Raw genomic sequence first — 13,228 nt, forward strand, 5'->3', positions numbered from 1 at the left:
TTCGCGGAGCGCGGCGCGGCTCAGTCGATGTCGAGGAAGCTGCGCAGCTGTTCCGAACGGCTCGGGTGACGCAGCTTGCGCAGCGCCTTGGCCTCTATCTGGCGGATGCGCTCGCGGGTGACGTCGAACTGCTTGCCGACCTCTTCCAGGGTGTGGTCGGTGTTCATGTCGATGCCGAAGCGCATGCGCAACACCTTGGCCTCGCGCGGGGTCAGTCCGGCGAGCACGTCGCGGACGGTTTCCGACAGGTTGATGTTGGTGGTCGCGTCGATCGGGGACTCGGCGTTGGTGTCCTCGATGAAGTCGCCCAGGTGGGAATCCTCGTCGTCGCCGATCGGGGTCTCCATCGAGATCGGCTCCTTGGCGATCTTCATCACCTTGCGGATCTTGTCTTCGGGCATCTCCATTTCCTTGGCCAGCTCCTCCGGAGTGGCCTCGCGGCCGTACTGCTGGAGCATCTGGCGGGAAATGCGGTTGAGCTTGTTGATCGTCTCGATCATGTGCACCGGGATGCGGATGGTGCGCGCCTGGTCGGCGATCGAACGGGTGATCGCCTGGCGGATCCACCAGGTGGCGTAGGTCGAGAACTTGAAGCCGCGGCGGTGCTCGAACTTGTCGACCGCCTTCATCAGGCCAATGTTGCCCTCCTGGATCAGGTCCAGGAACTGCAGGCCGCGGTTGGTGTACTTCTTGGCGATCGAGATCACCAGGCGCAGGTTGGCCTCGACCATTTCCTTCTTGGCCTTGCGCGCCTTGGCCTCGCCGTAGGCCATCGCGCGGCTGATCTCCTTGAGATCGGCCAGGGTGATGCGCATCGACTTCTCGAGGTCGAGGGTGGCCTGCTGCTCGGCGACGATCTGGTCCTTGACCTCACGCAGGCCCGAGGCCCACTTCTGCTTGCGCTTGAGCAGCTCGTCGACCCAGCCCAGATTGGTCTGGTTGCCGTCCCAGGCGCGGATGAAATCCTTGCGCGGCATCTTCGCCACACGGGTGGCCAGCTCGAGGATGCGGCGCTCGTGCTTCTTCACCTGCATCACCACGCTGCGCAGGTTGTTGACCAGCACGTCGGTCAGCGGCAGCGGCAGCTTGAGGGTGATGAAGGTGGCCGCCATCTCCTCGCGCAGATTGATCACGGTCTTGTGGGTCGGACCATGCTTGGCGTAGGCCTTCTCGAACTTGCTCCAGTTCTCGAAGATGGCCGACACGCGCGCCTCGACCTCGGCCGGGTCCGGGCCGGTGGGAGTGTCGTCGTCCGAGGAGGAATCGTCGTCGTCCTCGTCGTCGGCTTCGGCCTCATCGGCCTCGGTGCCGGTATCCGGGACTTCCTCGCCGTTGCGCAGCGCTTCTTCCAGCTGCTGTTCTTCCAGCAGCGCATCGTTGAAGCCGACCACGATCTCGGCCAGGCGCTTGCGGCTCTCCTTGTACTCGGCGTAGTCGGCCAGCAGCATCTCGATGGTAGCCGGGAACAGGCCCAGCGAGGCCTGGACCTGCGACAGGCCATCCTCGATGCGCTTGGCGATCGCGATCTCGCCCTCGCGGGTGAGCAGTTCGACCGTGCCCATCTCGCGCATGTACATGCGCACCGGGTCGGTGGTGCGACCGCCCTCGGTGTCGAGGCCGGTCAACGCCGCGGCAGCTTCCTCGGCGGCGGTGTCGTCGACATCGCGGTTGCTGCCCTCGCCGGTGATCAGCAGGGTTTCGGCATCCGGTGCGACTTCGTGCACCTCGATGCCCATGCCGTTGATCATCCCGATGATGTCTTCGATCTGCTCCGGATCGACGATATCGTCGGGAAGGTGATCGTTGACTTCGGCATAGGTCAGGTAGCCCTGTTCCAGGCCCTTGCTGATCAGCTGCTTGATGTCGGACTGAGGGGCCTGACGTTCGTTGGCCATAGGGCTCGCCACCGCGAAATAAGGAGAATAGGGAACGTTCCAGTATACCAGCCTGCCGCCGGCCTTGCCGGCTCAGCTGCGAAGGAGGAACGTGACCGGGCCGTCGTTGACCAGGCTGACCTCCATATGGGCACCGAAGCGGCCGGTTTCCACCCCCCCGGCGTATTTTTCCCGGCAGATCGCGACCAGATCGCTGAATACCCGTTCAGCCTCGGCGGGCGGAGCGGCGGTGGAGAAGCCCGGGCGCAGTCCGCTGCGGGTGTCGGCGGCCAGGGTGAACTGGCTGACCAGCAACAGGCCGCCGCCAGTGTGGGCCAGACCGAGATTCATCTTGCCCTCGGCATCGGCGAAGACACGATAGTTGAGCAACCGGTCGGCGATGCGCTGAACCTGGACGGCGCCGTCGCCAGGCTCGATCCCGACCAGGGCCAACAGGCCCGGGCCGATCGCACCGACGGTTTCGCCCTCGACCACGACCTTGGCCGAGGTCACGCGCTGGATGAGAGCCAACATGCGAGTGGAGAGTGGAGAGAGGTGAGAAAAGAGTATGGGCCCTTCCGGTCATCTAAACTCTCTTCTCACCTCTCTCCACTCTGCATTCACCATCCGCCCAATGGCCCGGATTGCCGCCGCCCTGCTCTATTTCCTCGCCGCCGCACTCGGGCAGCTGCCGTGGCCATGGCTGATGGTGCTGGGCGACGGTCTGGCCGCGTTGTGGCGACGGATCGATGCGAGAGAGAGCCGGGTCGCGCGGCGCAACCTGGAACTCGCCTATCCCCACCTGCTGGCATCCGAACGCGAGCAGCTGCACAACGAGATTCTCCGCACCACCGCCCACCAGGCACTGGAAACGATGCGGCTGTGGACACGCCCGCATGCCGACAACCTGCAGATGATCCACGAGATGCACGGCGTGGAATTGTTCGATGCCGCGATCGCGGCCGGCAAGGGCGTGATCGTCGCCGCACCGCATCACGGCAACTGGGAGCTGCTGAACCAGTGGCTGGCCGCGCACACCCCGTTGGCGATCCTCTACCGGCCGCCGGAATCGGCGATCGGCGAGGCCTTCCTCAACCGCGTGCGCGCAGCCCATGGCGACGCCGGCCGGGTCGCCCAGATCCGCGCCGAAGGCCCGGCGATACGGCAGCTGTTCAAGCGTCTCGGCGCCGGCGGTGTGGTCGGCATCCTGCCCGACCAGCAGCCCAAGGCCGGCGATGGCGAGTTCGCGCCGTTCTTCGGCATGCAGGCCTTCACCATGACCCTGGTCGGCCGGCTCGCCCATCGCACCGGCGCGACGGTGCTGTTCGCCTGGTGCGAGCGGATCGACAGCCATGCCGCCGGGCCCCGGTTCGCCCTGCACATCGAACCCGCACCGGACGGCATCGCCGATACCGACCCGAAGGTCGCAGTGGCCGCGCTCAACCGCGCGGTCGAACACGTCGCCCGTCGCGACCCGGCCCAATACCAGTGGACCTACAAACGCTATACCCTCAGGCCACCGGGCTCGGGGGAGTCGAATCCATACAGGCGCGGGTGATCGGGCCGAGCCAACCACAAGGGGAACGCAACCGATGTATTTCAGGAGGAGGTGGCCGGCTGTCGCCGTGCCGGTGTTGCTGGGGTTCGGACTGGCAGTAGGCCCGGCCATGGCCGCAGCCGGGACGCTGCCGGCCGGAGACGCGCCCGCTGCCGATGAGCTCGCAGCGATGAACGCAGTCAGCGCGGCCTGGAACCGCTATGTCGCGGCCAGCAGCCGGAACGATCCGGACGTGGTCGCACTGCTGGCACCGTCGAGCATCGATGACCATGCCTTCATCCGCGACGCCGCCCTGCATGCCTCACCCGAACAGATCCGCCGGCTGCCCGTGACCAAGCGGCTGGAGCTGTACGCGCTGCGTGCGCGCCTGGACAGCGACACGATCGAGGCGATGGATGGCGCCGCGGTCGCACGCGAATGCATCAGGATCGACATGTGCGGAATCAGTGAGCCCGAAGAGGGCGACAACGCGATCGCACTCAGCCACGTCACCCTGGTCACGCCCGATCTCGCGGTCGGCGAGCTCGGGCCGCAGTACGGTACCGGCTACCAGTTCGGACCGGAGCTGGTACGCATGGACGGCCAATGGAAGATCCGTACCGAAAGCCTCGTGCTCGGCGATTCGATGCATGTGGAACAGATCATCCGCCAGAGCGGCGCCAGCGAAACCCAGGTGCTGGAGATCACCCTGGCCCGCTACCTACCCGAAAACGCGCCGATGCCGTCGCTGGCCCTGCTCGACCGCCCGCTGCGCGACGATGTCGCTGCCCGCACCCGCCTCAACGAAAGCTGGCCGGACTACGAAGCCACCTACCGGACGCGCCTGCAGGCACTGCAACGCAAGGCCGAGCACGGCGAGGATCTGGCCCTGTACCTGCTCGGCACCCTGTACTACAGCGGCACCATGCCGAAGCTGGCGCCGAGGGATACCGCCCGCGGCCTCGCTTACCTGGAGCACGCCAGCGATGCCGGCCACGCCCAGGCCGCCGCCCTGGTCGTCGAGATCATGATCGAGCAGCAACAGGCCGAGGACAGCACCGACAAGCCCTCGGAGGATTACCTCGTGCAGCTCGAGCGGCATGCGCGCCGGGCGGCCGAGAACGGCGACGCACAATCGATGGGGGTCATCGCCGGGCTGACCTTCACCGGCGAAGCCGGCATTGCCCGCAATTGCACCCTGGCCGAAGAGTGGGCCGCGCGCGCCGAGGACGCCGGCCTGTCGCGCGCGCGCAACGAGCGGGTGTGGTTCCTGGCAACCTGCCCGATCGAGAGCCAGCGCGACACGGCCCGGGCCATGCAGCTGGCACGGCACATGATCGACGGCGTGGACAGCCTCGACGCGGCGGAACTGGACACGGTCGCCGCCGCGTTCGCCGCCAACGGCCAGTTCGATGAAGCGGTCAAGTACCAGAAACTCGCCATCGGGGCGATCCCGGCCGGGGTCCCCAAGGCGATGATCAAAGGCTTCAAGTCGCGCCTCAACCAGTACGCCCGCGGCGAGGCCTACATCGACGAGACTCGGGGCTGAACATGGAACCGCTGGAACTTGCCCCATCCCCCGCGGCAGACACGGACTGGAACCCGCTGCCGCCCCGCGCACGGCCACTGTTCCTGCTCGGCGGGGCGATCTGGATGACACTGTCCGGAGGCGTCGCGGGGCTCGTGCTTGCCCTGCTGGGCAGCAGCCGGATCGACGCGATCCCGCGCACGGCCCTGGTGATGGCCGGTATCGGCCTGTTCGCGCTGGCCGGGGCCGCGATCGGCCTGTGGTTGGGCCATAAGGCCCATCGCTACACGTTCTGGCGACTCGACGGCGAGGGCCTGGCGGTGCGCCGCGGCCGGCTCTGGCAACGCGAGACCCGGGTGCCGGTGACACGGGTCCAGCACCTCGACCTCAAGCGCGGTCCGTGGCAGCGTCGGCGCGCACTCGCGACCCTGGTCGTGCATACCGCCGGCACCGCACACGGCGCGGTCAGCGTGCCCAACCTCGACCTTGAAGACGCCGAGCACCTGCGCGATACCCTCGGCCGCCAGATCGATCGCGATGACGACTGATCCGGAAGCCGCACCACAACAGGTCACCGCCGGCGATGCCGACCATCGCCTGCACCCGATGTCGTGGCTGTTCGTGACGGTCCAGTACATCAAGGCCTTCATCGTGCCACTGGTGGTGGTGGTCGTATTCGGCCGGCGCGGCGAGGGCATGCACGAACTGTGGGGCCTGCTTGGCGTGGTCGGTCTTGTCGGCGCATCGTTGTGGCGGTACTGGACCTACCGCTATGGCGTGGTCGGCGACGCGCTGGTGGTGCGCAGTGGCCGGCTCGAGCGCAGCCTGCGGGTGATCCCGTTCGCGCGCATCCACAATGTCGGCCTCGAACAGAATCTGCTGCACCGGCTGTTCGGGGTGGCGGAAGTGCGGCTGGAATCGGCCGGCGGCCAGAAGCCCGAAGCCGAGATGCGGGTGCTCAAACTGGCCGATGCCCTGGCGCTGGAGGCGCTGATCCGGCACCGGGGCCAGGCCGCCGATGCCGGCGCCGATCAGGCCATGGCCTCCGCGACACCACTATTGCATCTGCCTGCAGGCGAGATCGTCCGCCTCGGCCTGATTTCCAACCGCGGCATGGTCGTGGTCGCGGCAGCGGTGGCGGCGGTGTTCCAGTTCGGCGGCGGCAACCTGATCGAGGACTACGCCGAGCAGAGCGCGCGCCATGCGCTGGGCTGGGCAAACGGTCATCAACTCGGCACCGGTGAATACGCGTTCGCCGCGATCACCCTGCTGCTGGTGCTGCTGGCCCTGGTGCGGCTGCTGTCGGTGCTGCTGGCCCTGCTTCAGTTCTTCGGCTTCACCCTCAGCGAGCACGGCCGCCGCCTGACCGTCGAACGCGGCCTGCTCGCACGCTGGCGGACCAGCGCCTCGCGCCGCCGCATCCAGGCCTGGACCCTGCGCGAAACCCTGCTGCATCGGCTGTTCCGGCGCCGCAGCCTGGAGGTCGACACCGCCGTGTCGCAACAAGGGCAACAGCAACGCGCATTGCGCGACGTGGCGCCGGTCGCCACTCCCGGCGTCTGCGATGCACTGATCGACCACCTGCTGCCGAAGGGCGACTGGACCGCGTTGCACTGGCAGTCGGTACCGGACGTCGCCTGGTGGCGGCTGTTCCTGCCCGCACTGATGTGGAATGCCCTTTTGACCGCCATCGTCTGCAGCGGGTTCGGCCGCTGGGGGCTGCTGCTCCTGCTGTGGCTGCCATGGTCGGCGTTCAAGGCACGCCAGCACGCGCGCCGGATCGGCTACGCATTGGGCAGTGAACTGGTCGCGGTGCGCGAGGGCTGGTGGAGCCGGCATTGGCGCTTCGCCGAGATCGACAAATTGCAGGCCCTGCAACTGGTGCGCTCGCCGGTCGACCGCCACTTCGGCACCGCCACCCTGCGCCTGGATACCGCCGGCGCACATGCGACGGCGCCGCCGCTGAGGATCCGCTTCCTGCCCGAAAGCGAGGCGCGCGAACTGCTGGCCAGGTTGTCGCAAGAGCTTCGGCGGCGCCCGCTTCGCTGGTAGATGATTCGTTTCCCCTCACCAACCCTGTCGTCGTCATGAAAATCGCGCACATCATCCTGTCCCGCGGCTTTGCCGGCTCCGAACGTTCGACCGCCGAATCCTGCAACGCCCAGGTCGCCGCCGGCCACCCGGTGCTGTTGGTGGTGCGGCGCAGCCATCGCGCCGGCAACGGCGCCAGCATCCTCGACCATGTCGATCCGCGGGTGCAGGTGGAAGTGGTACCGGACCGGTTGTTCACGCAGCGCACCCTGGCCCGGGTGCTGGCCACGTTCGCGCCCGATCTGGTGCATTGCCATCTGCGCCGCTCGACCCGGCTGGTGGCACGGATCCGTCCGCCGGCGGCACTGGTCGCGACCCTGCACCTGGACTTCAACGGCCCGGCCTACGGCGCCATGGACGGGTTGATCTGCAACGCCCGCTGGCAGATCCGCGACTTGCCCGCGGATTACCGCGGACTCTCGTTCAAGGCCAACAACTCGCTGGTGCCGCACCGGCGCCTGGACGGCGACGAGATCACCGCCCTGCGCACGCAATTGGGCGCCGGTCCGAAAACCTTCCTGATTGGCGGCGCCGGCCGGCTGACCCGAAAAAAAGGCTGGGACATGCTGATCGATGCCCTCCGTGCGGCCGAGTTGCCGGCCGATACCCGGCTGGTGCTGTTCGGCAGCGGTAGCGCCGAGGCCGCCCTGCGACGCCAGGCCCAGGACGATCCGCGCATCAGCTTCGGTGGCTACCGCAAGGACCTCAAGGACATCTACCAGGCGCTGGACCTGTTCGTGTGCCCATCGCGCTTCGAACCATTGCCGCGGGTGATGCTGGAGGCGATGGACGCCGGGGTGCCGGTGATCGGTTCCGACGCGGACGGCTGTCGCGAGCTGATCGAGGACTACGGCGGCGACATGTTCGTGCGCGAGGACGTGCCGGCGCTGACCGCCCTGCTCGAACGCCATGGCCGCGAACGCCCGCCGCACCGTGCCGTGGACCTGTCCGCCCACCATGTCGACAACGCGATGACGGCGATGCTCGATTTCTACCGGCGCGTCATCGACCGCAGACGGCAGGCGCCGGCCGGGTGACCGGCCCGTGCCGGCCGGACTGCCTGCGAGCAAACCTGGCTCAGGCGTGCTGCTCGATCCCGTAGGCGGTCCGTGTGGCGCGGGTGGTCAGGGTCTCGGCACGGATCGCCCGGTTGCGTTCGCGTATCTTCGGATCGCTGTATCCGCGTGAATGATCCAGATGCACGCAGATCGCGCGATGGCGGATGCGCTTGCCTCGGATGCCGGCGTTGGCCAGGCGCTCGCCGAATTCCTTGTCCTGCCCGCCGTAGCCCATGCGTTCGTCGAAGCCGTTGGCGGCGACGATGTCGCGCTTCCAGCCCGAAGCGTTGTGTCCGTTCCAGCTGACCGTGGCGGTCACCAGCACGTCCAGCAATGCCGCCAGGCCGCCGCGCGCGACCAGCTTGATGTCGCGCGGGCCCCGGCGCAGTCCCTGCCGCCGCAACCAGCCCAGCTCGAAGCAGTCGCCACGGGCGATGTCGTCGCCGGTAATCGCCTTGCTGATATCCATCGGCAGCTTGAAGTAGCCGCCCGAGAGGAACCGTCCCGGCTCGCGCAGGCGCAGGTGGGTGGAGACGAAATCACGGCGGGGGATGCAGTCGCCGTCGGTGACGATCAGGTAGTCGCTGCGACTGGCGACGATGGCCTTGTTCAGAATGCGGCATTTCTGGAAGCCCTCATCCGGCTGCCAGATATGCTGCAGCGCGTACGGCAGGCGCGGGCGCAGGCCTTCGATACGCTCGCGGGTTTCGTCGCGCGAGCCATCGTCGGCCACGATCACCTCGAAGTCGTCGCGGTCCTGCGCGGCGAAGCCCAGCAGGGTCTTCTCCAACCAGTCCGGCTGGTTGTAGGTGGTGAAGATGATGCTGGCGATGGGCGTGGACATGGGCAGGGCGCTCGGTGATGGGCCGTATCCGACCGCACCTGGTGCAGGTACGGCCGGCGGGGCGGATTATCGCACCTGCCGGGCAGGCCGCTCACGCCGTGAGGCGCGCCCTGACCAGACGGGCGTAGTAGAAACCGTCGCCGTCGCCCTCTCCCGGCAGGCGCTGGCGGCCGGGGCCGTCGGCGTGACCAAGGTGCGCCGGCAGCGGTTCGGCGACGGCGTCCGGCGTGCGGGCGAGGAAGGCCTCGATCTGCCGCTGGTTTTCGTCCTTGAGGATCGAGCAGGTGGCATAGACCAGCGCCCCGCCCGGCGCCAGCGTCGTCCACAGCGCATCCAGCAGCCGCGCCTGCAGCGCGACCAGCGCCTGGATGTCGGACTCGCGCCGGTGCAGGCGCACATCGGGCTGGCGTCGGATGATGCCGGTGGCCGAGCACGGCGCGTCGAGCAGGATCGTGTCGAACGGCTCGCCATCCCACCAGGCCGCGGTGTCGGTGCCATCGGCGGCAAGCAGGCGCACACCGTCGTCCAGTTGCAGCCGTTGCAGGGTGTCGCGGATGCGGCCCAGACGGCGCGCATCGACGTCGAGCGCGGTCATGCGCAGGGCCGGCTCGCGTTCGAGCAGGTGCGCGGTCTTGCCGCCGGGGGCCGCGCAGGCATCGAGCACACGCATGCCGGGCGCTGGCGCGATCAGATCGGCCACGCACTGTGCCGACAGATCCTGCACCGATACCGCGCCGCTATCGAAACCGGGCAATACCGCCACCGGCATCGAACCGGGAAGGCGCAGCGCGTCGGCGGCATGCGGTGCTGGCTCGGCCTCGATACCGGCCGCATGCAATCGTGCAAGGTAGTCCTCGCGCGTGCCCTGCCGGCGGTTCACCCGCAGCCACAGCGGCGGCTCTTCCATGCTGGCGGCGAACACCGCGTCGGCCTGCCCGGGCCAATCGGCGCGGATGCGGTCGCGCAGCCAGCCCGGCCAGTCGCCCGCGGTGTCGCCCGCAGGCAGCCCCTCGCGCTGGGCGCGGCGCAGCAGCGCGTTGACCAGCCCGGCCTGGTGAGCACGGCCGAGGCTTCTTGCCGCTTCCACCGTCGCCGCCACCGCCGCGTGTGCGGGCAGGCGCAACGGATCGAGCTGGGCGAAACCGACATACAGCAGCGTGCGCAGGAGGCCATCGCGCCGACCCGGCGGTTTTGGCATCCACGCCGACAGCGCGGCGGCATAGCGGCCGGACTGGCGCAGCACGGTGAAGCACAGGGTCTCGACCAGGGCGCGGTCGCGCGGGTCGTCGAGCGCCGGCAATGCGTCGCCCAGTTCGGCGCGCAGGGAGCGGCCGCGGTGCAGGACGGCGTCGAGAATCCTGACAGCGGTAACGCGTACGGCAACGCCGGGCTGCGTGGTCATGCCGGGACCTCTGACGACAGTTGAGTCACCAGTATCCCGGCAAAAGCAAACGCAACGCGCATCGGGTTACCCCGCGACCTTCAGGTCCTGCCGCGCGTTGAGATAGTCGGCCGCGGTGATCACCTTGCCACCGTCGCGCTGCAGCACGCGGATGCGCAGCACGCCTTCGCCGCAGGCCACGTCGAGGCCATTGCGGCCGGCATGCAGCAAAGTGCCGGGCACGGCTCCGTGGCTTTCGTCGATCGCCACCGCCCCGTGCAGGCGCAGTCGTTCGCCGGCCAGCCGGCATTCGGCCACCGGCCAGGGAGTGAACGCACGCACCGTGTTGGTCAGCTCACGCGCGGGCCGCGACCAGTCCAGCTTCGCCTCGGCCTTGTCGAGCTTGTGGGCGTAGGTCACGCCGTCTTCCGGCTGCGGCTGTGGCGCCGGACGGATACCGGCGCGCAACAGGCCGAGGCCGTCGGCCAGCACCTGCGCGCCGAGTTCGGACAGACGGTCGTGCAACTGGCCGCCGGTTTCGTGCTCACCGATTGCCAGCGATTGCCGCAGCAGCACCGGGCCGGTGTCCAGGCCCTTCTCCATCTGCATCAGGCAGACCCCGGTTTCGGCGTCGCCGGCCTGGATCGCGCGCTGGATCGGCGCCGCGCCGCGCCAGCGCGGCAGCAGCGAGGCATGCACGTTCCAGCAACCGTGAGTGGGAATGTCGAGCACCGACTGCGGCAGGATCAGGCCGTAGGCCACCACCACCATCAGGTCCGGCTCCAGTTCGCGCAGCGCCGCCTTCGCCTCCTTGCCGCGAAAGTTCTCCGGTTGGCGCACCTCGATGCCGAGTTCCTGCGCCGCCTGCTTGACCGGCGTTGGCGCCAGCCCGCGGCCACGTCCGGCCGGACGGTCGGGCTGGGTGTAGACGGCCACCACCTCGCCGCGCGCCGCCGCGGCACGCAGGCAGGGCACCGCGAAGTCGGGGGTGCCGGCGAAGACGATCCTCACGCGGCAGCTTGCCGCCGCGCCTTGGCCAGCTTCTTGCGCACCATCTCGCGCTTGAGCGGCGAGAGGTAGTCGACGAACAGCTTGCCGGCCAGGTGGTCCATCTCGTGCTGGACGCAGACCGCAAGCACGCCATCGGCCTGCAGGGTCTGCGGCCGGGCATCGCGGTCGAGGTAGCTGACGGTGATGGTATTGGCACGGGTGACGTCGGCGAAAATGCCCGGCACCGACAGACAGCCTTCCTGATAGACCTGTTCGCCGTCGCGGGCGGTGATCTCGGGATTGATGAACACCCGCGGCTCGTTCTGCTCCTCGCTGACGTCGATCACCATGAAGCGCTGATGCACATCGACCTGGCTCGCGGCCAGTCCGATGCCGGGCGCGGCGTACATGGTCTCGAACATGTCGTCGAGCAATTGCTGGAAGTCGGGGCTGGTCACCCGGGCAGGATCGACCGGCGCGGCGACGGTGCGCAGGCGCGGGTCTGGGAATTCGAGGATCGGAAGCAGTGCCATGGCAATCGAAATAGGGGCGCCTGTCACAGAGGCAAGCGACACCACGTATTGTAACGCCGATATCGAGGCCCGGGGCTTGCAACCGTGCTCGCCTTCTGGGCTATAGTGCTTTCGCCCCCCGCCGTGACCGGCGCCCGGGCGAACCTGCAAGGGGAATCAGGTAGATGGCTGCCATGTTCAAACCGATCCGCGCGGTTGCTGCCGCGGCGTTGTTAACTATTGCCACCTACGGCCTGGCGGCCGAGATGCGCGGCGACCACCCCGACACCTACGTGGTCAAGCGCGGCGACACCCTGTGGGGCATCGCCGGCAAATTCCTGAAGAAACCATGGCTGTGGCCGGAAATCTGGCAGGCCAATCCACAGATCCGCAACCCGCACCTGATCTATCCGGGCGACGTGATCTCGCTGGCCTACCTCAACCGCGTCACCGCACAGCCGGGGCCGCGCGAGGAAGAGCCGATCAATGCGATCCCGCTGTCCGACGTGGAGGCGTTCCTGAAGAACCTGCGCGTGGTCGACAGCTTCGAGGAGCTGCCCTACATCGTGGGCCTGGAGGAGGACCGCCTGCGCGGTGCCGACGGCCAGGTGGCGTATGCAAGGGGCATCGAGAGCGCTCCGGCCGGCACCCGCTACGCCATCGTGCGCCCGACCGCGCGCTTCCTCTCGCCGGATCCGGACCGCTGCTGCGAACCGGGCAACCGCCGGGCGGACGATCTCGATTTCCGTGGCAAGCGCATCCTCGGCTACGAGACGATGTGGAGCCACCTGCTGCCGCCGGGCGGCGGCGAGTTCCTCGGCTACGAACTGATGCAGCAGACCGTGGGCACCATCACCCGCGGCCCGTCCGGTCAGTCCGAGGTCAGCACCCTGCTGATCGACGATTCGGGCCGCGAGGTCCGCGCCGGTGACCGCCTGATCCCGGTCGAGGCGCAGCCATACGACCTGCACTTCTTCCCGCACCCGCCGGCGCACGACATGGCCTATGGCCAGGCCAAGGTGCTGGCAGTGGCCGACGGCGTCATCGCCAGCGGCACCCGCCACGTGGTCGCGCTGTCGGTCGGCGCCCGCGACGGCGTCGACAACGGCACCGTGTTCTCCAGCTGGCGTGTCGGCAGCACGGCCGTGGACCGGGTCAAGATCGGCTCCGACCGCAGCCCGGACGCGGTGGGCCGCGGCTCCAAGGCACGCCTGCCGGACGAGTACGCCGGTCACATCATGGTGTTCCGCACCTTCGACAGGGTGAGCTATGGCCTGGTCATGGACGGCATCCGTCCGATCACGGTCGGCCAGGAGCTGAAGCATCCGGACGCGCCGTACTGAGCGCATCCACCTCCGGATAGGACTTTTCCTACCCGATACCGCGACGGCGCCCGAGGGCGCTGTCGTCGTT

General features: G+C 68.2%; 12 protein-coding genes. 6 read left to right on the forward strand and 6 right to left on the reverse strand.

The window, feature by feature from the left end; translation table 11 throughout:
- Nucleotides 1–20 precede the first annotated feature (20 nt).
- Both rpoD and dtd read right to left on the reverse strand, forming a co-directional pair.
- Nucleotides 21–1,895, reverse strand: a complete 1,875-nt coding sequence (gene rpoD / locus FKV23_RS15140; RefSeq protein ID WP_141624607.1) for an RNA polymerase sigma factor RpoD — start codon at nt 1,893–1,895, stop codon at nt 21–23.
- A 72-nt stretch (nt 1,896–1,967) separates the two neighbouring features.
- Nucleotides 1,968–2,408: a D-aminoacyl-tRNA deacylase gene (dtd, locus tag FKV23_RS15145; protein ID WP_141624608.1), complete on the reverse strand. Its 441-nt coding sequence runs from the start codon at nt 2,406–2,408 to the stop codon at nt 1,968–1,970.
- 100 nt (nt 2,409–2,508) lie between these two features.
- Here dtd and FKV23_RS15150 point away from each other — a divergent pair, with 100 nt between their 5' ends.
- From FKV23_RS15150 to FKV23_RS15170, 5 genes are all read left to right on the forward strand, one after another.
- A complete protein-coding gene (locus FKV23_RS15150) occupies nt 2,509–3,432 on the forward strand; it encodes a lauroyl acyltransferase (RefSeq protein ID WP_244244025.1) in 924 nt (307 codons plus the stop codon).
- 169 nt (nt 3,433–3,601) lie between these two features.
- The gene (locus tag FKV23_RS17285) at nt 3,602–4,960 is read left to right on the forward strand and encodes a tetratricopeptide repeat protein (RefSeq protein ID WP_167285292.1); all 1,359 of its coding nucleotides are present in this window, start codon (nt 3,602–3,604) and stop codon (nt 4,958–4,960) included.
- A gap of 2 nt (nt 4,961–4,962) precedes the next feature.
- Nucleotides 4,963–5,487 (forward strand): PH domain-containing protein, encoded by a 525-nt coding sequence (locus tag FKV23_RS15160; protein ID WP_141624610.1) that lies wholly within the window; start codon nt 4,963–4,965, stop codon nt 5,485–5,487.
- Entirely contained in the window at nt 5,477–6,991 is a 1,515-nt protein-coding gene (locus FKV23_RS15165) for a PH domain-containing protein (RefSeq protein ID WP_141624611.1), read from the forward strand. The genes FKV23_RS15160 and FKV23_RS15165 overlap by 11 nt, the downstream gene beginning before the upstream one ends.
- Nucleotides 6,992–7,026: 35 nt before the next feature.
- Nucleotides 7,027–8,067, forward strand: coding sequence for a glycosyltransferase (locus FKV23_RS15170; RefSeq protein ID WP_141624612.1), 1,041 nt, complete (start codon nt 7,027–7,029; stop codon nt 8,065–8,067).
- Nucleotides 8,068–8,107: 40 nt separating this feature from the next.
- Here FKV23_RS15170 and FKV23_RS15175 read toward each other — a convergent pair whose 3' ends face one another.
- From FKV23_RS15175 to def, 4 genes are all read right to left on the reverse strand, one after another.
- Nucleotides 8,108–8,932 carry a glycosyltransferase family 2 protein gene (locus tag FKV23_RS15175; RefSeq protein ID WP_141624613.1) on the reverse strand — a complete coding sequence of 275 codons (825 nt, stop codon included), beginning with the start codon at nt 8,930–8,932 and terminating at the stop codon, nt 8,108–8,110.
- A 91-nt stretch (nt 8,933–9,023) separates the two neighbouring features.
- Entirely contained in the window at nt 9,024–10,334 is a 1,311-nt protein-coding gene (gene rsmB, locus FKV23_RS15180) for a 16S rRNA (cytosine(967)-C(5))-methyltransferase RsmB (protein ID WP_141624614.1), read from the reverse strand.
- Between the two features lie 66 nt (nt 10,335–10,400).
- Nucleotides 10,401–11,324, reverse strand: a complete 924-nt coding sequence (gene fmt / locus FKV23_RS15185) for a methionyl-tRNA formyltransferase (RefSeq protein WP_141624615.1) — start codon at nt 11,322–11,324, stop codon at nt 10,401–10,403.
- Nucleotides 11,321–11,836, reverse strand: a complete 516-nt coding sequence (def, locus tag FKV23_RS15190; protein WP_141624616.1) for a peptide deformylase — start codon at nt 11,834–11,836, stop codon at nt 11,321–11,323. Before def ends, fmt begins: the two co-directional genes overlap by 4 nt.
- 173 nt (nt 11,837–12,009) lie before the next feature.
- Between def and FKV23_RS15195 the strand changes: the two genes are divergently transcribed.
- Nucleotides 12,010–13,158, forward strand: a complete 1,149-nt coding sequence (locus FKV23_RS15195; protein ID WP_141625237.1) for a LysM peptidoglycan-binding domain-containing protein — start codon at nt 12,010–12,012, stop codon at nt 13,156–13,158.
- Nucleotides 13,159–13,228 lie beyond the last annotated feature (70 nt).

The sequence above is a fragment of the Lysobacter alkalisoli genome, assembly GCF_006547045.1.
Taxonomy (GTDB): Bacteria; Pseudomonadota; Gammaproteobacteria; order Xanthomonadales; family Xanthomonadaceae; genus Marilutibacter; species Marilutibacter alkalisoli.